The organism is Acinetobacter sp. V89_7 (assembly GCF_029967895.1).
GTDB lineage: Bacteria > Pseudomonadota > Gammaproteobacteria > Pseudomonadales > Moraxellaceae > Acinetobacter > Acinetobacter soli.
In genome coordinates this window covers 115,451-133,415 of sequence record NZ_JASCAJ010000024.1, presented here as the reverse complement: position 1 = coordinate 133,415, position 17,965 = coordinate 115,451, and the positions used below count along the sequence as shown (strand labels likewise).

Annotated in this window: 18 protein-coding genes; 9 read left to right on the top strand and 9 right to left on the bottom strand. The window is 45.4% G+C overall.

The window, feature by feature from the left end; translation table 11 throughout:
* The first annotated feature begins 70 nt into the window (after window positions 1–70).
* Entirely contained in the window at window positions 71–1,648 is a 1,578-nt protein-coding gene (gshA, locus tag QLG00_RS06315) for a glutamate--cysteine ligase (RefSeq protein WP_055414861.1), read from the top strand.
* Between the two features lie 18 nt (window positions 1,649–1,666).
* Window positions 1,667–2,179, top strand: a complete 513-nt coding sequence (locus QLG00_RS06310) for a disulfide bond formation protein B (RefSeq protein ID WP_025095628.1) — start codon at window positions 1,667–1,669, stop codon at window positions 2,177–2,179.
* A gap of 59 nt (window positions 2,180–2,238) precedes the next feature.
* Here QLG00_RS06310 and QLG00_RS06305 read toward each other — a convergent pair whose 3' ends face one another.
* Entirely contained in the window at window positions 2,239–3,582 is a 1,344-nt protein-coding gene (locus QLG00_RS06305) for a GPI inositol-deacylase (RefSeq protein ID WP_004933805.1), read from the bottom strand.
* A 216-nt stretch (window positions 3,583–3,798) separates the two neighbouring features.
* Here QLG00_RS06305 and QLG00_RS06300 point away from each other — a divergent pair, with 216 nt between their 5' ends.
* Both QLG00_RS06300 and parE read left to right on the top strand, forming a co-directional pair.
* Window positions 3,799–4,383, top strand: a complete 585-nt coding sequence (locus QLG00_RS06300; RefSeq protein WP_004933807.1) for a YqiA/YcfP family alpha/beta fold hydrolase — start codon at window positions 3,799–3,801, stop codon at window positions 4,381–4,383.
* Window positions 4,384–4,398: 15 nt separating this feature from the next.
* A complete protein-coding gene (gene parE, locus QLG00_RS06295) occupies window positions 4,399–6,279 on the top strand; it encodes a DNA topoisomerase IV subunit B (RefSeq protein WP_111812365.1) in 1,881 nt (626 codons plus the stop codon).
* Window positions 6,280–6,306: 27 nt separating this feature from the next.
* Here the strand turns inward: parE and QLG00_RS06290 are convergent, their stop codons facing one another.
* From QLG00_RS06290 to alc, 3 genes are all read right to left on the bottom strand, one after another.
* Entirely contained in the window at window positions 6,307–7,074 is a 768-nt protein-coding gene (locus QLG00_RS06290) for a hypothetical protein (protein WP_119690064.1), read from the bottom strand.
* 102 nt (window positions 7,075–7,176) lie between these two features.
* Complete coding sequence (locus QLG00_RS06285; RefSeq protein ID WP_048765364.1) at window positions 7,177–7,692, bottom strand: ureidoglycolate lyase; 516 nt, start codon at window positions 7,690–7,692, stop codon at window positions 7,177–7,179.
* A gap of 14 nt (window positions 7,693–7,706) precedes the next feature.
* Window positions 7,707–8,711 (bottom strand): allantoicase, encoded by a 1,005-nt coding sequence (gene alc, locus QLG00_RS06280; RefSeq protein WP_004933818.1) that lies wholly within the window; start codon window positions 8,709–8,711, stop codon window positions 7,707–7,709.
* Between the two features lie 213 nt (window positions 8,712–8,924).
* Between alc and hpxO the strand changes: the two genes are divergently transcribed.
* Entirely contained in the window at window positions 8,925–10,082 is a 1,158-nt protein-coding gene (hpxO, locus tag QLG00_RS06275) for an FAD-dependent urate hydroxylase HpxO (protein WP_149930692.1), read from the top strand.
* A 61-nt stretch (window positions 10,083–10,143) separates the two neighbouring features.
* Here hpxO and QLG00_RS06270 read toward each other — a convergent pair whose 3' ends face one another.
* From QLG00_RS06270 to puuE, 4 genes are all read right to left on the bottom strand, one after another.
* Window positions 10,144–10,869, bottom strand: a complete 726-nt coding sequence (locus tag QLG00_RS06270; RefSeq protein WP_004933826.1) for an outer membrane protein OmpK — start codon at window positions 10,867–10,869, stop codon at window positions 10,144–10,146.
* A 189-nt stretch (window positions 10,870–11,058) separates the two neighbouring features.
* Window positions 11,059–11,382 carry a hydroxyisourate hydrolase gene (gene uraH / locus QLG00_RS06265; protein WP_025095621.1) on the bottom strand — a complete coding sequence of 108 codons (324 nt, stop codon included), beginning with the start codon at window positions 11,380–11,382 and terminating at the stop codon, window positions 11,059–11,061.
* The gene (uraD, locus tag QLG00_RS06260) at window positions 11,379–11,882 is read right to left on the bottom strand and encodes a 2-oxo-4-hydroxy-4-carboxy-5-ureidoimidazoline decarboxylase (protein WP_171063719.1); all 504 of its coding nucleotides are present in this window, start codon (window positions 11,880–11,882) and stop codon (window positions 11,379–11,381) included. Before uraD ends, uraH begins: the two co-directional genes overlap by 4 nt.
* A gap of 137 nt (window positions 11,883–12,019) precedes the next feature.
* Complete coding sequence (gene puuE / locus QLG00_RS06255; RefSeq protein WP_151965126.1) at window positions 12,020–12,991, bottom strand: allantoinase PuuE; 972 nt, start codon at window positions 12,989–12,991, stop codon at window positions 12,020–12,022.
* Window positions 12,992–13,250: 259 nt separating this feature from the next.
* Here puuE and QLG00_RS06250 point away from each other — a divergent pair, with 259 nt between their 5' ends.
* From QLG00_RS06250 to dsbD, 4 genes are all read left to right on the top strand, one after another.
* Window positions 13,251–13,598 carry an HPF/RaiA family ribosome-associated protein gene (locus tag QLG00_RS06250; protein WP_004933837.1) on the top strand — a complete coding sequence of 116 codons (348 nt, stop codon included), beginning with the start codon at window positions 13,251–13,253 and terminating at the stop codon, window positions 13,596–13,598.
* Window positions 13,599–13,776: 178 nt separating this feature from the next.
* The gene (locus QLG00_RS06245) at window positions 13,777–14,319 is read left to right on the top strand and encodes an ankyrin repeat domain-containing protein (RefSeq protein ID WP_004933840.1); all 543 of its coding nucleotides are present in this window, start codon (window positions 13,777–13,779) and stop codon (window positions 14,317–14,319) included.
* A 16-nt stretch (window positions 14,320–14,335) separates the two neighbouring features.
* On the top strand, window positions 14,336–15,103 hold the full coding sequence (locus tag QLG00_RS06240) for a transporter (RefSeq protein ID WP_004933844.1): 768 nt from the start codon (window positions 14,336–14,338) through the stop codon (window positions 15,101–15,103).
* Between the two features lie 21 nt (window positions 15,104–15,124).
* The gene (dsbD, locus tag QLG00_RS06235; protein WP_151746050.1) at window positions 15,125–16,948 is read left to right on the top strand and encodes a protein-disulfide reductase DsbD; all 1,824 of its coding nucleotides are present in this window, start codon (window positions 15,125–15,127) and stop codon (window positions 16,946–16,948) included.
* Between the two features lie 6 nt (window positions 16,949–16,954).
* Here the strand turns inward: dsbD and QLG00_RS06230 are convergent, their stop codons facing one another.
* Complete coding sequence (locus tag QLG00_RS06230) at window positions 16,955–17,794, bottom strand: GGDEF domain-containing protein (RefSeq protein ID WP_282470677.1); 840 nt, start codon at window positions 17,792–17,794, stop codon at window positions 16,955–16,957.
* Window positions 17,795–17,965 lie beyond the last annotated feature (171 nt).

Below are 17,965 nucleotides of genomic sequence, written 5' to 3'. Positions count from 1 at the left end.
AACATAATTCACGTTATACTAATAACATTATGATTTTGTGTAGTAGTTCTATCATTAGCGAGCATTGTTCATGAGTCAACCCAATTCGACCTCTCAATCTGTAGTGCAAACTTGGGTGGATTCGTCATTATTAAACGGCATGTTGCGGGGCATCGAGCGCGAGAGCTTGCGCATGCAAGGCAACGGCTTTTTATCACAGCAACCCCATCCGCACGGTCTGGGCTCGGCACTGACGCATTCACGCATCACCACCGATTACTCTGAAGCCTTGATGGAGTTTATTACACCGCCCAAAGCCAGTATTGAAGAAGTTTTAAGCGAACTTAAAGACATTCATGCGGTGGTGCATGGGCATCTCGATGAAGGTGAGAAGTTATGGCCACTTTCAATGCCATGTATGCTCGATGATGAAGAAGAACAAATTCCGCTGGCCAATTATGGCACATCCAATATTGGTCGCTTTAAAACGCTGTATCGACGCGGGCTAGGTGTACGCTACGGCCGTCGTATGCAAACCATTTCGGGTGTGCATTACAATCTGTCATTTCCAGACACGTTATTTGAAGCCTTGCAGGCGCATGAAACCGACCACGCGCTTCAGCAGATGAACTTGCAAGATTATCGAAGCCATCGCTATTTTGCCCTGATTCGTAATTTTATCCGCCTGACGCCACTGGTAATTTTTTTGGTTGGGGCCAGCCCGTCCGTATGCCGCTGTTTTCTGACTGGACGCGAGCATCATTTGCTGCCACTGGTTCGTGGAACATTATATTTACCCGATGCAACCGCATTGAGAATGGGTCGTCTGGGTTATCAAAACTCGGCCCAGAAGAAACTCGGCATTCATTACAACAATCTAAATGGATATCTGGAAGGTTTGCAAAATGCGGTAAAAACGCCGTATGAGGCCTTTAGCGCGCTGGGCTTAAATGATGATCAAGGTAAGCCGATCCAGATTAATGATCATGTGCTGCAAATCGAAAACGAATATTACAGTCTGGTGCGCCCAAAGCAGGTGCCGCAAGGCGGTGAAACGCCATCGGATGCGTTACGCAACCGTGGGGTTGGCTATGTAGAGTTGCGTGCTGTTGATGTCAATCCGTATAGTCCGATCGGAATTGATGAAAACACAGCAGGCTTTTTAGAGGTACTCGCTTTGTATTGCTTGCTTCTGGACAGCCCGCCACTTGAGAGTGATGAGCAAGATATGATTGAGCGTAACCAAACTGAAGTGGTCAATCGGGGTCGCGCGAAAACGGCTCAAATTGAGACCTCTGACGGAGTTTACGCTGTACGTGACTGGGCGCGTCAGCATGTGAATGAAATGCAAGCCTGTGCCGAGTTACTCGATGAAAGCTACCAGACATCGTTGTACAGTGATGCTTTGCGCGTTATGCAGCAGCGCATTGATGACGTGAATCAGTCTTTGTCGGCACAAGTGATAAAAGACACCTTGACCCACGGTGGAACATGGAGCTTTGGCAGTGTTTTGGCCGAGCAACATGCAAATATCTATGATCAATATTCGTTAAGTGCTGAAAAACAAGCCTATTTCGAGCAGCTTGCTCAACAGTCACGTCAACAACAGTATCAACTCGAACAAGAATCCTCGCTCAGCTTTGAGGATTATCTTGCTCAATTTCGATAAAAATTTTGAGGAATGCGCATGCAGTGGAGTTATCGCTTCGTAAGTGGTGTATTGGTTCTGGCCAGTATTGTCGGCATGTCTTTTGCGCTCTACTTGGAGCATGTAAAAGGACTTGAACCTTGCCCGCTGTGTATTTTTCAGCGTGTCGGGCTGATGGCGATGGGCATCATTGCACTGATCGCATTTTTGCATAATCCAGTTTCAAATGCAGTGAAACGCTTTTATGCCTTCTTGGCTTCACTGGGGATTTTATGGTCGGTGGGTGTGGCATCGCGTCATGTCTGGTTACAGACGTTACCACCCGATCAGGTGCCTAGCTGTGGGCCGGGCCTGAACTATTTGCTCGATGCATTGCCACTTAAAACTGTCATGCAGCAAGTGTTACAAGGCTCTGGTGAGTGTGCCGCAATTGACTGGACCTTTCTGGGTCAGTCCTTACCGGTATGGTCTTTGGCGTATTTTGTGCTCATCTTGGCGATCTGCGTGTGGCAGCTTTTACGCCATTACCCGATCTACGCCAAGAAAAAATAGAAATGCAATACACAATCCCGAATGATGTTGCATCATTCGGGATTTTTTTCGAGTTGATTTTAGGTTTCCGCAATGCCATGAAGTGATGGCGTTGAATGCTGAGGAACATTGATCATATGCGTTTGGACACCTGTGGTGACATAATCTTGATGCTCAGGATAAAACCAGCGTGTGATCTGCTCTGCAACACTCGAATGGTACTGAATTTCAAAATGGTTCAGTCCATTAAAAACCGCTTTGTGGGCATCGGGAACTTTTAAATGAAAGCGTGGATTAGGGTGTTCGCCCAAAGCACTTTTTACACTGACCAGATAATCTCCAATAATCGACAAGGCCTTGTTTTTAACGTTTTTAAACTCGACTGTGCCCGCAATTAAAAAGGTATTGATATGAGACGGTAGTGGAGCCGGTTTACGATTGTCATCCATGAGCCCAATTCGGGCTTCTAAATGTTCCCAGTCATCATCTCGGACACTACCATGACGCAAGTCTAAAATCCCGTTGCTGCGAATATTGACCAGATGGCCAATTAACTTCACAAAGGGAAAGCGCCCGAGTCGATCTTGCAATGAAAAGCCAAAACGCTCAAGTACCGCGCCGTGGTGAGGCGAGCCAATACAGACCAGATTATCGACCATCTGTATCCAGCGATACATATTTTGCTTGCCATAAAACAGCGCACTGCGCGACACCAGTCCACCCATACTATGACCGATTAAATCAATACTGGTAATGCCCGGATTTCGGTTAATCAGATCTTCAAGTGTATTTGACAGGCTACGGCCATTGGCAGAAATACGCCGACCCGTATTGTAATTCAGATACAACATAAAATTGTTGTCGCGCTGGGCCAGCAGCCGCTCTCCAATGCCCCCAAAATTACGGTTTGACCAATCGGTATGATTCATGCACAGGCCATGCACAAAAATTACCACACGGCCAGCCAGATCACCTTGTTGCAAGGCGCCATAATGATCATAAAGCACCATCGGAAGTGCCAACGGATTTTGATATTTGAGTAAATAATCGCCGAGCACACCGTTTAATGCGCCCACCAAAAAATGCAGCATCGGGGTCAGCGGTTTGTCATGCAAAATTGGAAATTTTTCGATAATACGACGCAAACTGGGTGCAATAAACATACGGCCATAACGCTGCAGCATGCTGTATGAAAAGGTGTAGATATTCTGAACTTGCGGAATACGCAAAAACCGGCTGGATTGTTGTTCGCTCATCCCCAGCGTATTTTTTAAAATTTCATGATGAATGATTTGCACAATATCATGCACCCCCCACAAGCTGGTGCTCACCAGTTGCGCAAGGCCTTCAAGCACATCCGCTTGACTGGGCGGTGTACGGTCCCATTTGCAATATGTCTCATGAAGTGGAGTTAGACTGGTCATGATTATTTTCCCCGACTCACAAGGCCCGATACTTTATTTTTCATATGCTTCAGGCTATAAAACAGTTTATATGTCATCTTAAGCGCTATACAGTGCAATGTTTCAACATACTGATGAATGGCGCGTAGAGAGATGTTTTTTGTCTGACAATCGCGTATTGCAACAAAAAACCTATATAGCCTTACCGTTTTTACTCATTATACGTGGTTCGTAGTGATGAATCTGATCTATTTACATGGCTTTAGAAGCAGCCCGCAGTCCATTAAGGGGCAGCAGCTCAAGCAATTTGCCGAGAACGATCCAGAAGTATCTGTACATTTACCCGATCTAAATCTGCCGCCGCTTCAGGTCATGCAAAAACTTGATCAATTGGTTGAATCACTTTCCGATGTCGCGCTGGTCGGCAGTAGTCTGGGCGGCTTTTATGCGACTCAACTTGTCGCAAAACATCATCTGCCTGCTGTGCTCATTAATCCGGCCATGCGACCATGGCAACTGTTTCGCGAGCTGTTTGCAGATGAAGCCTTGCCATATACCGTGGCGGCTGGCTGGACGCTTGATCATCAGCAACTGATTGAACTTGAACAGATCGCGGTCGCTCAAATCGAGGTTGCCGACAAAATACTCGTGCTGTTACAACAGGGCGACGAAGTTTTGGATTATCGCGAAGCACAGCGCTATTATACTCAGTCATCGCCTGTATCCTTGATTTTCACGGATGCACATGGTAACCATGCCATGGAAGATTTTGAAAAAAAACTGCCATTTATTCTGGCATTTTTATCCTATTCGCTAAAATAAAGGAAGTCCCCCAACGTGTCACAATATACGGCTCAGTCACTTGAAGTTTTGTCAGGTTTAGATCCGGTTCGTCGTCGTCCCGGTATGTATACCGATACAACACGACCAAACCATCTGGCGCAGGAAGTGATTGACAATGCTGTCGATGAAGCATTGGCCGGGCACGCCAACAAAATCCGCGTCACCGTGTATCAAGATGGCTCGTTATCGGTCGAAGATAACGGCCGAGGCATGCCGGTGGATATCCACCCAGAATATGGCCAAAGCGGTATCGAGATTATTTTGACCAAGCTGCATGCTGGGGGGAAATTTAGCACGGATAATTATCAGTTTTCTGGTGGATTACACGGTGTGGGCATTTCTGTGGTCAATGCCTTGTCGAGCCGGGTAGAGGTCGATGTTCAGCGTCAGGGCAACCTGTATAAAATGGTATTTGAGCATGGTGAACCGACTGGCCCTTTAGCAGTACAGACGGGTAAAGCGCCGAAACGTGCCTCCGGAACCACGGTTCGATTCTGGCCAGAAGCCAAATATTTTGATTCACCTAAATTTGCACTGAAAGCACTCAAGCACAATTTAAAGGCCAAAGCTGTTTTGGCAGCCGGCTTACAAATTATTTATGAGGATCAAATCAATAACGAAACCATCGAATGGCAATTCGAAAATGGTTTGGTCGATTATCTCATGGACGAACTCGAAGATCGTGAGATTTTACCCGCACCAGCTTTTTTAAGTAGCGGACAGGCAGAGCGCGCCAGCTGTGAATTTGCCATTTGCTGGAATGTTGAAGGTGGCGAGCAGATTCAGGAAAGTTATGTCAACCTCATTCCAACGGCGCAAGGCGGTACGCATGTCAATGGTTTACGCTCTGGCGTGACAGAAGCCTTGCGTGAGTTTTGTGAGCTACGTAACTTATTGCCACGTAACCTTAAACTTTCGGCAGAAGATGTTTGGGATGGCGTGAATTTTATTTTGTCGCTTAAGTTTCAAGAGCCGCAATTTTCTGGCCAAACCAAAGAGCGTTTATCGAGCCGTGAAGCCTCGGGAATTGTACTCAATATTGCCAAAGATGCCTTTGCGCTGTGGCTGAATCAGCATGCCGAAATTGCCATGCAACTGGCGGAAATGGCCATTTCCAAAGCAGGGCGTCGTTTAAAAGCCGCAAAAAAAGTTGAGCGTAAAAAAATAGTCTCAGGGCCGGCATTGCCCGGCAAACTGGCCGACTGTGTAGGCCAAACCCGAGAAGAATCTGAGCTGTTTATTGTCGAAGGTGACTCGGCAGGGGGCAGTGCCAAGCAGGCGCGAGATAAAAACTTTCAGGCCATCATGCCGATTCGCGGCAAAATTTTAAATACGTGGGAAGTGTCGTCAGATGAGGTACTGGCCTCACAGGAAGTGCACGACATTGCGATTGCCATTGGTGTCGATCCGGGTAGTGATGATTTATCAGAACTGCGCTACGGTAAGGTTTGTATTCTGGCCGATGCAGACTCGGATGGTTTGCATATTGCCACTTTGCTGTGTGCTTTGTTTGTGAAGCATTTTCCAGCTTTGGTCGAAGAAGGGCATTTGTATGTGGCCATGCCGCCTTTGTTTCGAATCGATGCCGGAAAGGATGTGTTTTATGCCTTGGACGATGAAGAACTTGATTCAATCCTGAGCAAGTTAAAAACCAAAAATCCGCAAATTACCCGATTTAAGGGCTTGGGTGAAATGAACGCCAGTCAGCTGCGTGAAACCACCATGGACCCAGATACGCGCAGACTGGTTCAGCTGGATCTGGATGATGCACACATGACCGCGGGTTTACTCGACAAGTTACTGGCCAAGAAGCGCTCAGCCGACCGTAAGCACTGGTTAGAACAAAAAGGCAACTTGGCTGATATCAGCGTATAGCTGAAACAGGAAATAAACTATTCAAGTTTATTTCCTGTTTATTGCTGCAATCTTGGAATCCGACTCGACTTTTTGATAGATGCCATCGGCAAATACGTTGTGACCAAAGCCACATGCGGACTCACTTTCACTTTGTTTGATGGTAATAAACTGACCGATTTTGGTATCTGCATTAAATGCTAAATCGATTTTACAGTCTTGATAACGGTACTGTGCCTGTTTTTGACTCAGCGGCATTTGAATCGTGAAGTTACCCATATTGGGGCCATAAATCAGCCCGCGTAAACCAAAATAATAACCTTGAAAATCGATTTGATAGCTTTTGGCTTTTTTGCTGACAAAAACGTAATTCCATTGCCCGAAACCATTTGGTCGTACATAGGTGCCGTCAAGGCTGCTAGAAATCGCAGGTGGAGGCAACTGTTTTAAATTAAAACGACTGGTATCTGTCGTGCCATCGCGCAAGAACCATGCACGCGCCCAGAGCGGCTGTCCATTTTTGGCATAACTGAGCCCAACATTATTGTTGGCCAGATCCATATCGCGTGCAGTCAATTTAGAGCCACTTTCTTCCTGATTTAAAATACAAAAATGTGTCCATGACGCCTGTAATTCAAACTGATCGATCGCTTTGGCATAGTCGCGCTGATCGTAATATTTTTTCCCTAGCTGTGCATAGGATTTAATCTTGGCGCAGCCTTGCTTAAGTTCTTGTTCATATGAAATTTCGGCAGCACTAATTTGTGCGATTGCAGTGCCTAAAAGTAATACACTCAGTTTAAAAAATGTCGTCATTGGTCTTGTTCTGTTTTCATGTCATACACGCTATGTTAGCGAAGTTTAGCGCAATATAAAATCAAAAGCCCCGACGAATCGGAGCCAATGCGTAGCGAAACTTTATATCATTTCTTGGATGCAAACCGGTTGCTCGAATCGATAGACATCACAATTGTGGCCTGTACCAATCCGATCAATCACGGCAAAGTCGCTGGGTGCTTCAAGTGTCAGTAATGGATGATGCCATGTGCCAGCACGATAATTCACCCCCTGACTGCCATCAGACACAAACGCATGAATCTGATCGAGATCTGGTTGATCGGGATGCGTCTTTGAGGCCAAGGCCACCACAATCAGAAACTTCTGACCCTGCATCGGAATAAATGCTTGCGATCCGGCAGGATGTCGCTCAAGCATCTCGATCTGAAATGGCACAGCAGTGGCTTTGATATTTCGAAAAATACTAATACCAGCTTTGGCTTCACCCTGAATTTCCGTTTCAACAATGGCATGATAGCGCTCGGTATGCGCATCATTGATGTGAAAAAAGGCATGCCCTGTACAGCTGATCACCTCGCCAAAGGCCTGAAAGTTTTCAACAGTGAGTGGCTGAATCTGAATGTTTCGTTGCGGCATAATGAATTCTCGGTTTAGACCAGTTTGCCCCATAGACGAATACGGCTAATGCCACCATCTGGAATCATATTCACGCGAATATGAGAAATTTTTTCGTGTGCCAAAATTTCATTGATATACGCATGGATATGATCCATCTGCATATCTTGCGCTTCTAGAAGGAATGGCCAGAACATGCTTTGCGGAATTAACTGTGGGTCGGTAGCATTTTCAATATAAATGGCTTGGATTGATACTTGCGCAGGGTAATTCCCTTTAAAGTGTGCCGTATCGATCTCAATTTTGTCGATTTTTCCTGCTTTGCCCAGTGCCAGTACACACCAGTCAAATCCTGGTGCACGGCGACGTTTGGTTTCCCAGCCGTCACCCATGTTTACACCACGGCCCGGATTAATCAAATTACGCGGATGACCAAAATGTGCGTCGCTATAGGCAATGACGCGGCCACCGTTTTGTAACGCCAGTAAATCTAAGGTTTGGTCTGTATCTGTGGTTTGAATCTGGACCTCACCATAGACACGTAAACGTGCTACACCACCATCTGGGAAAATATTTAGTCGAATATGCGTGAAAATACCGTCTTGATTCACATCAAAAACATGATGCTGGCTTGGCCCTAAAATCGAATTGCCTAAAAGTGGTTGCCACTTTGCGTGTGCAGTGTCTCCATTTGGTGCATAGCAGCCCTCTAATGAGGCAGATGCCGGATAATTGCCAGTAAAAAAAGTGGTGTCAATATCGACAGCCTGAATCGTGCCTGCAACACCAAGTTTCACAATGCACCAATCATAACCAGCATGACGTTTACGACGGGTTTCCCATCCATCCATCCATTTTCCGTTGTCGTCAAACTTGTCTTCGACAAAGATTGGTGCTTCAAATTGCAGCATCCGCTTTGCCTCAGCAAAAAAATCATCTGAACATTCAACAATTTGAGCGCCAATTCTGGTATCTGCCAGATTGGTTAGCGAATGTAGTGCTGATGGGAGTTCAAATGCTGGTGCAAGAAGCGTGGCCATTGTATATTTCCGTTATAAGTAATTAATCAAGATCAACTTGACGCAAGTTGATGTGTCTTTTTAACTCAGAATGATACAAAAATGCATCATCATCGTGCTTTGTTATGCAGGGTATATGCCAATTCTAATAATCTGGTGCATTTCCCTACACGTGGCATGGATTTGGCTTAAGACAATATAAGATAAAAGTGTCGTAAAAATAAGGAGTAACACATGAATGTGGTCATTATTGGTGCAGGTATGGGCGGCTTAACGACAGGTATTGCCTTAAAAAAGTTTGGTCACCAAGTCCGCATTTATGAGCAAGCGGAGCAAATTCTTCCGGTTGGTGCCGCCATTTCCCTCTGGTCAAATGGCGTCAAATGCCTGAATTATCTCGGTTTAGCCGATAAAATTGCGCGACTCGGCGGGCAGATGGATCATCTGGCTTATGTGGATGGTCTGAGCGGCGAAGTCATGACCGAATTCAGTTTGCAGCCTTTAATTGAAGAGGTGGGTCAGCGCCCTTATCCGGTTTCTCGTGCCGAACTGCAAGCCATGCTGATGGATGAATTTGGACACGATGATATTCATTTGGGTAAGCGCATGGTGTCCTTGAAAGAAGTTGAACAAGGGGTCGAAATCCACTTTGCCGATGGTAGCAGCACGCATGCCGATATACTGGTGGGCGCTGATGGAACGCATTCAATTACTCGTGCTTACGTTTTGGGTGAGCAGGTCGAGCGCCGTTATGCCGGTTATGTCAACTGGAACGGTCTGGTCGAGATTTCTGAAGATTTGGCTGGCCCACATCATTGGACCACCTATGTGGGCGAAGGTAAACGTGCTTCACTCATGCCTGTGGCCAATGGTCGCTTTTATTTCTTTTTAGATGTGCCATTAGCTGCGGGTCTGGAAAATGACAGATCTACTTATAAAGAGCAATTAAAAGGATATTTCTCAGGCTGGTGTCCGCAAGTACAAACCCTGATTGAGCGCTTAGATCCGCAAAAAACCAATCGGGTCGAAATTTGTGATATCGAGCCGTTTGCACAGTTCTACAAAGGTCGCGTGGTTTTAGTAGGCGATGCTGCGCACAGTACCACGCCGGATATCGGGCAAGGTGGCTGTCAGGCGATGGAAGATGCGATTTATCTGGCACGTTCACTGCAAATCAATACTTTAAGTATAGAAGACGCGCTGAAACGTTATCAGGAGAAGCGCAACCAACGCGCCAATGAAATGGTACTTCGGGCCCGTAAACGCTGTGATGTGACGCATATGAAAGATGAAGCTGTGACCCATGCATGGTATGCAGAATTGCGTCAGGAAAAAGGGTTGCACATTATGAATGGCATTATTGGCAATATTGTCGGAAACCCGCTGGATTAAAGCCTTTATAGATCTAGATGAGTTGGCATCGGGATACATGGCGTATCCCGATGTTGATATTTTAAAAGTGGTATTTGACCAAGGCACTGACGTTATGCTCGTCGAAACCTTTTAAGCCAAATTTGTTATTCCAGATGGAATGCTCAATACCTAAATACAAACGTGTGTCTGGTGAAATATGTTTGCCCACGTTCCATTTGTACTGCGTGGTCCAGTTTAATTCGCTGGCATGATCGCCTTCAGCGGTTGACCAGTCCATGAATCCGTCTACCAAGAACTCTTCCTGCGCAACTTTAAATGGCAGCGCATAGACCGCTGTCATCTGGTAGTCATCGTCGGTTTTTTCGTTGTTGGCACGGTAAAAGTTCAGTGCAAAATACTGAAAATACGGCACGTTGAAATCGACCGCGAAGCCGTAAAGGAAGTTGTCAAAGTTATTGCCATTGGCACTGTTGCTTTCCCATGTGGTCGACACCAACACATCTTTGATTGGCCCATAGGCAAAGGAATGCCCAGTAATTTCACCTAAGCTAAAACGAGGTGATAGCTCGAAGTAGGTACTTTTATAATCGTCGCTGCCACGCATGCGATCCATAAAAAAGAACACATCGGCATATTTCACTTTGGCTGCATATTCAAGCGTAATGGTGGTTTCCTTTTTATCCACCACTTCGTAATTTTCTCCGTAAAGTCCTGTCACACTAAAATCTTGCCAGATCGGTTTCGCATATAGTGCGGCGCTGCCAGTCATCATCAATGCGGCACAGGCCAGTTGCGTCAGCTTCATAATTTTTATCCCCATAAAAGCGCGTCAATAATAGCGCGCCGGGGCTAAAATAAAAGCAGAATTTAAACTTTCACTAAAACTCGGCAGTTTATACAAAGCCAGTCCCTTGGCTTTGTAATGATCTGGTTTTAAAGGTGTTCCTCGCCATGATGGCACTGATAAACGAGCGTATCGCAAAAAGGCGTTGTATTAGCTGCCACGATAGGTCGAGTAAGCAAAAGGACTAATTAAAAGTGGCACATGATAATGCTCTTCTGGGTTTTCAATATTGAATTGAATCAATACATTGGGGAAAAAAGTCTTGAGCTGTTTCTGTGCAAAATAAGGCGCTACATCATATTCGAGTAAATAGGCGCCAGCGCTTATTTGCGTTAAACCAAATGCTTTTAAACGGCCATCTTGGTCGGTGCGGCCTTGGCCCAGCAGCGTGCGTGTGGTGGCGTCGTAGAGACGGACATCTACATTTTGCGCGGGTTTACCCAGATGCGTATCTAAAATATGCGTGCTGATCATGGCTCAATTCCTTGAGAAAGTCTTAAAAGGGCAATCGCTGCAAGCTGTTCATGCACGATTTGTTTTTCGGTGTCGATATCATGCGACAAACGCTGGTTCAATGCACTGAGCATTTGGTCACTGCTCAAACCTGCGGCCTTGATCAAGAAAATAAAACCAAACTTTTCTTCATAGGCCATATTGCCTTCAAAAAGTGCGCGTTGCGTGGTTTCATCTTGCTTTACCCCCGATTGCTCTGCATCGGAAAATGCAGCTTCGCGCTCAGTCAATGCTTGCTTGGCTTTCTTTTCACCGATACGCGGATGCGTCGCCAGCGCTGCTTCAATATCTTGCCATGTCCAGCGTTCGGCTTGATTTGCCGCGGTGCTCAGTAGCTCATCACGAGATGAATAGGGACGCTGTTGGCTTAGTGTCTGAGTCCATGATGGAATATGTACACATGCATGCAACACGGTCTTTGCATCGTCGATCGGCGCAGCATTAAATTCAGAAAAACGCACTGTTTTCATCCATATGCAAAAAGGTACTTCCTGATTATGGAGCAATTACAATGCCACTGGGAATAGATATCTCCAAAGCGAAATAATGGAGATATCTATTTAATGATGATGTCTATTTAGATATGTTTTCAGGCGCTTTAAGGTGCCTGATAAGGATGCTGCGTATACCAGTGTTTGGCGATATCGTTACGGCGACAGATCCACACCCGATCATGTGACTGCACATAATCTAAAAAGCGTTGTAATGCCTTGAAGCGTCCAGGGCGACCTAAAATGCGGCAATGCATACCGATAGAGAGCATTTTTGGTGCAGTTTCACCTTCAGCATAGAGCACATCAAAGGCATCTTTGAGATACTGAAAAAACTGCTCGCCACTGTTAAAGCCACCCGGTGAGCAGAATTTCATATCGTTCGATTCAAGCGTGTAAGGGATAATTAAGTGCGGTCGGGTGCTGCCATCGGGTTGGGCCAGCGTGGTCCAAAACGGCAGATCATCGCCATAATAGTCACAATCGTATTGAATCTGTGGGAACTCCGCCAAGAGCTGACGCGTATTGGGGCTATCGCGTCCGGTATACCAACCGATGGGTGTTTCGCCAAAGAGCGCTTCTAATACAGAGAGTGCCTGATCCATATACATGCGCTCAGTCTCAAGATCCATATCTTGATAATGAATCCAGCGCTGCCCATGAGAAACCACATCGTAAGGACTGTTTTTAATCGCGTCTACAATGTGGGGATGACGTGCCAAAGCCATGCCCACACCAAAAATGGTCATGGGTAGGCCACGTTTTTGAAATTCCTGATGAATCCGCCAAAAGCCTGCACGTGCACCATATTCGTACATCGAATCCATCGACATATGTTTGGACGGGAAGCTTGCTGCACCAATAATGTCCGATAAAAACTGCTCTGAACCGGCATCGCCATGCTCAATATGGTTTTCACCGCCTTCTTCGTAGTTGAGTACGAACTGGACGGCAATTTTGGCTTGATTGGGCCAGTTGGCATGCGGTGGCTGGCCATGATAACCGATTAAGTCGCGAGAGTAGGGGGTAGTGTTCAGTTGCTCGATGAGGTCTTGGCCTCTTAAATACGACGCGGTCACAATCATGCATCCTTTTTGATCAAAATGACGAAAAAAATAAAAAAATCAGCTTGCATATTTTTGAGTATAGACGGATATTGAAGTTAGAGAAGATCTTCAAAGACCCAAAAACAACATCTCACAGATGGATAAAAGGAGATAACAAGCCATTACACAATGTTGATATACAACAGCACCAAATTAAAGCATGCTCAAAACGTGCCAATTAAGTTTTGCATAGATTGTTATATAGAATTACAGATATAAAGAGGATGGGATTATGAATATTGAAATCCGCACAGATAAACACATCCAAAGTAGTGAACGTTTAATTGATTATGTTCGTGCAGAACTTTCTAAAGAATTTCAACGTCATTCAGAACGCATTACCCATTTTTCGGTTCATCTGAGCGATGAAAACGGTGAAAAACGTGGTGATGAAGACATTCGCTGTTTAATCGAAGCGCGTCCGGCAGGTTTAAAGCCAATTGCGGTGAGCCATAAAGCAAGAAATGTCGATCTATCAATTCATGGTGCGATTGATAAACTGAAACGTAACCTTGAACATACCTTTGAAAAACTAGAGCCGACACGTGGTGGTCGAGTTGAATTTGCTGACGAAGAATAAGTCAGTCATCAAAAAAAGCCCGAAAGGGCTTTTTTTATGTCATCACAATTTACAGGTATGATTGGACGACTACACGATTCAACAGTAGTATTTTTCTGAGTATGCTTTAATTCGTATCTAATAAATGAAAAAATAACAGCAAACCTTTCTTTATACTCTTTAGCTTTGTGAGATGCTCATGTTAACAGACCAACAAAAAGCCTTTGTTCAGGCCATCGAAGAATTAGACCTTGAACAGGTTAAACGCCTGTTAGCATCAGGTCTCGATCCGAATTTCATCGATCTTGAAAAAGGCCCGCCAATTTCGATTCTGTGTGACGGCTTGTTTCAGTGGTGGGAAAATGTATGCGAAGCCTATGAATCGGGTGAGCCACTCACTGAAGAGCAAAAGAAGCAACAGCTTCAAGTGCATCTTGATATTTTAGAAGAACTGATTCAGGCCAAAGCCAATTTGCATTTGTGGGATGCAGAGGAGCTCTATGGTCCGCTATGGGATGCGGCAAGCTCAGCGTGTGTCCCAGTGGTACAGCGTCTGCTTGAAGAGAAGGTTGATCCGAATACGCGTGATGAAGAAGGTCTGACGATCTTGTCATCGATCAGTGATTTATTTTTTGATTGTGACTACGACGAAATTGACTGGTCTGAAGCATTAACAGAAGAAAAACAGACATTGGAGTTACTGCGTCAACATGGCGCCAAAATGTCAAAAGAATTGACTTAAAACACAGGGTAAAACGATGAAAAAATTACAAACATTGGTTTTTATATTGGGTACAACGGCCAGCATTAGTAGTTTTGCGGCTGAATTTTCATTTGATCGTCCCGGAACCGGCTTTGGGACTGGTATAACGCCAGTGGGGAAATTGGCGTGGGAGCAGGGACTTCCATCGGTCTCTTACACCGAAGCCAATGTCGATGGGGCTAAAGAACGCGTGACCACCGTCAATGGGGACGTGCTTTTACGAACCGGTTTGACGCAAGATTTAGAATTGCAATTGGGCTGGCAGGGGCCATTTTGGTCGCAGTACAAACGTGCAGGCGTTAAAAATGAAACCCATGGTTTGGGCGATATCAGTGTGGGTTTGAAAAAAGCCATTGATCTGAACGATGACCGACTCACGATGGCAGTATTGGCTCAGGCCGTGATTGCTACAGGCAATGACGAGTTTTCTGCACATGATGATATTTATAGCCTAGGCTCGACCGTTGCCTACGATTACAGTGACTTACTTGAAACTTCGATCAGCATGTTTTACGAAGTTCAAAACAGCAACTGGGCGGTCACTGCAGTACCGACACTGGGCTATAAGTTTGGGGGCAAATGGTCAGGGTTTTCCGAGTTTGTGTATCGTAAAGCCGAAAGTCAAGATTATGAATATGGTCTAGGTACCGGTGTGATTTATGCACTCAATGATCGTACCCAGTTTGATGCCAGCGTTGGTGTACAGCTCAATGGTAATGATCGCGGTTACACCGGTGGTTTTGGTGTGTCTTACCTGTTTTAAATCTAAGGTGTAAAAATATTTATGCAGATGTCGATTCGACTACAAAATAGCATTGCCGCGAGCTTGGGTGCATGGATTGTCTTGATCTTCATGCTTGTGCAACATGCGCAGGCTGCTGAAGGATTACTGTCTCCTGAGCAGGCATTTTCGTTTAATGTTGAATCGACCTCTCAAGATCAGGCTGAATTGTCATGGAATATTCAGCCAAATTATTATTTATATCAACACAAATTTGAGGTACGCCAAGGTAATCAACCGCTCAGCCTGAAACTACCGAAGGCGATTGATCAGTTCGATGATAACTTTGGCCACACCAAAGTCTATTATGATCAGGTGCATTTTTCGATTCGCACTCAACCTTCACAGCACTATCAAGTAACGTGGCAGGGCTGTGCCAAAGATCGGATTTGCTACCCTCCACAGACCTTCGATTTTGAAACCGATGCTGATGGTCTGATCAATGCGCAAAGTACAACCGCGAATGCACCCAAACGCCTGACCGATCTTGCAGGACTTTCATCTGCAAAAAATGAAACCACCGCCACGGCAGCAGATACGGCCACACCAACCAAACCCACAAGTACAGCGCCAGTGGCACAAGATCAGGCATGGACATCACAACTTGAACAGCATTCACTCGGCTATACCGTTTTGTTGTTTATGGGCTTGGGGGCCTTACTTGCATTTACACCATGTTCACTACCGATGTTGCCAATTTTGACCTCCTTGATTGTGCGCGAAAGCAAAGGACTCAAAGCATGGGCTGTGGCATTGACCTTTGTGGTGAGCATGGCGGCTGTGTATGCAGTACTGGGATTGATTGCATCTTCTGCGGGTCTGAATTTTCAGCGCTGGTTACAGCAACCGGCCACCATTATTGGTTTTAGCCTGTTGTTTGTGGTGTTTGCCTTAAATTTATTTGGCTTGTTTGAGCTGAAATTACCACAAGCATTGACCAACAAGTTAGATCGGATTCAATCGGTACAACAAGGCGGTACCCTTGTGGGGGCAGCCGTGATGGGCATTATTTCTGCCCTGTTGGTGGGGCCTTGCATGACGGCACCGTTGGCCGGTACCTTACTCTTTATTGCCCAAACCCAAGACCAGCTTCGCGGCGCGTTGTTGCTGTTCTGTCTGGGCTTTGGTATGGGCATTCCGCTGTTAATTGCCACCTTTTTGGGCACCAAAATTTTGCCAAAAGCCGGCGACTGGATGAACCAGATCAAGGTGATCTTTGCCTTTATTATGCTGGCGCTGGCGATTTACTTTATTCGTCCCTTGTTGCCAGATGTCATCATTCAGCTGTTGAGTTTAGTGTTAGGCCTCGGATTTATCATCTACGCGGTGTATCGACTCGTAAAATATCGCGACCAGTTAAAGTGGCTATATATGGTGCTGTTGCTGCTGGTGATTCCGTTTGTCGCTTATGATCAGTATCAACATACGCAGCGTTGGCTCACCGATACACAGGCCTCAAGCAATACATGGCATGTGGCAAATACGGCTGAAGACTTTCAGAAGCTCTTGCAAAATGCGCCTGCCAATCAAGCCGTGATTATTGATGTGTATGCCGACTGGTGTGTGGCGTGTCAGCCGATCGAGCATCGTATTTTAAAAGATGCCGAGGTACAGACCGCCCTTCAGCCGTATTATCTGATCAAGCTGGATTTAAGCCGTTATGATGCCTCTCATCAGCAATTGCTGAATCAATGGGAAATTTTAGGGCCACCCACTTATGTGTTTTTAGATCGTCAGCATAAAGAAATTCGCGGCCTTAGATTGACTGGTGCCTTTAGTAAAAATGAACTTTTGCAACAGGTTCATGCTTTTGAAGCGCAGCGTTAAGACACATCAATGATGTGCAAATTGCTGGATATCACCCGTGTAGCTTTTGACTTGATTTCGACCACAGGCTTTGGCCAAATACAGCGCCTGATCGGCTTGAGTTAAAATTTGCGAGCTATCCTCAGCCTCGTTGCAACTTGCGACACCAAAGCTGGCACTGACCTGAATATGCAGATGTTTAGAGGGCGAAATGATCAGCGTTTCTAGTGCGAGTCTATAACGCTCTGCAACCTGTCTTGCTGCGCGAAGCGAGGTTTGCGGCAACAGTACAATAAATTCCTCGCCACCAAAGCGTCCAATTTTGTCTTGCTGGCGTGAGTGTTGGCACAGGCATTCAGCGATTGCAATGAGCACTTGATCACCAGTGTGATGTCCATACTGATCATTAATATGCTTAAAGTGATCGACATCCAGCAAAATAATGGCATAGCTTTGAGGAGTGTGATCATGCTGTAATGTATTGAGCGCCTCGTTAATGCTACGACGATTTAAAAGATTGGTCAGAAAATCTAGTTGACTGAGACGCTTGATTTCATATTCACGCTCGCGCCATTGAGAAAGTAAAATTTCAAATAAACCAAAAAAGCCAATCAGGATAGGCACTGAAAAAAACACCATACTACCCACCCAAAAGTTATGCTGTGCAGGTGATGGTTTTAGGGCAGCGATATTAAAAACTGGTGCATAGGGAATGTATTGCTTCAGACTTAGATAGGCAGTTATGAGGAGTAATAAGGTCGCTGGAATCAAGGTAATATAAATGAGCCAGCGGTCAAATAAAATTAAACCAATGACCACTGTACTGATATACCCTACTGCGGTGGCGGGGCTTAAAGAACCCGTCATATAGCTCCCATGGTATAGGATCAGCGCAAACAGATAAATAGTGACAATAGGAATAACTTTCTGGATCCAGATTCTATGTGCATGATAATGACACAGATACATCAAGAAAATTAAAAGAGTCAATGTGAGGCTGCAGACCCACATGTCAATTTTGATTAATCTAATATTTAC

What these genes read in the sequence shown, in the direction of transcription:
- QLG00_RS06245 (WP_004933840.1), top strand. Translation starts at nt 13,777, where the DNA reads ATGTTAACAGACCAACAAAAAGCCTTTGTTCAGGCCATCGAAGAATTA.
- QLG00_RS06250 (WP_004933837.1), top strand. Translation starts at nt 13,251, where the DNA reads ATGAATATTGAAATCCGCACAGATAAACACATCCAAAGTAGTGAACGT.
- QLG00_RS06310 (WP_025095628.1), top strand. Translation starts at nt 1,667, where the DNA reads ATGCAGTGGAGTTATCGCTTCGTAAGTGGTGTATTGGTTCTGGCCAGT.
- dsbD (WP_151746050.1), top strand. Translation starts at nt 15,125, where the DNA reads ATGCAGATGTCGATTCGACTACAAAATAGCATTGCCGCGAGCTTGGGT.
- QLG00_RS06270 (WP_004933826.1), bottom strand. Translation starts at nt 10,869, where the DNA reads ATGAAGCTGACGCAACTGGCCTGTGCCGCATTGATGATGACTGGCAGC.
- QLG00_RS06285 (WP_048765364.1), bottom strand. Translation starts at nt 7,692, where the DNA reads ATGCCGCAACGAAACATTCAGATTCAGCCACTCACTGTTGAAAACTTT.
- QLG00_RS06290 (WP_119690064.1), bottom strand. Translation starts at nt 7,074, where the DNA reads ATGACGACATTTTTTAAACTGAGTGTATTACTTTTAGGCACTGCAATC.
- QLG00_RS06305 (WP_004933805.1), bottom strand. Translation starts at nt 3,582, where the DNA reads ATGACCAGTCTAACTCCACTTCATGAGACATATTGCAAATGGGACCGT.
- QLG00_RS06300 (WP_004933807.1), top strand. Translation starts at nt 3,799, where the DNA reads ATGAATCTGATCTATTTACATGGCTTTAGAAGCAGCCCGCAGTCCATT.
- hpxO (WP_149930692.1), top strand. Translation starts at nt 8,925, where the DNA reads ATGAATGTGGTCATTATTGGTGCAGGTATGGGCGGCTTAACGACAGGT.
- alc (WP_004933818.1), bottom strand. Translation starts at nt 8,711, where the DNA reads ATGGCCACGCTTCTTGCACCAGCATTTGAACTCCCATCAGCACTACAT.
- QLG00_RS06240 (WP_004933844.1), top strand. Translation starts at nt 14,336, where the DNA reads ATGAAAAAATTACAAACATTGGTTTTTATATTGGGTACAACGGCCAGC.
- uraH (WP_025095621.1), bottom strand. Translation starts at nt 11,382, where the DNA reads ATGATCAGCACGCATATTTTAGATACGCATCTGGGTAAACCCGCGCAA.
- gshA (WP_055414861.1), top strand. Translation starts at nt 71, where the DNA reads ATGAGTCAACCCAATTCGACCTCTCAATCTGTAGTGCAAACTTGGGTG.
- QLG00_RS06230 (WP_282470677.1), bottom strand. Translation starts at nt 17,794, where the DNA reads ATGACGGGTTCTTTAAGCCCCGCCACCGCAGTAGGGTATATCAGTACA.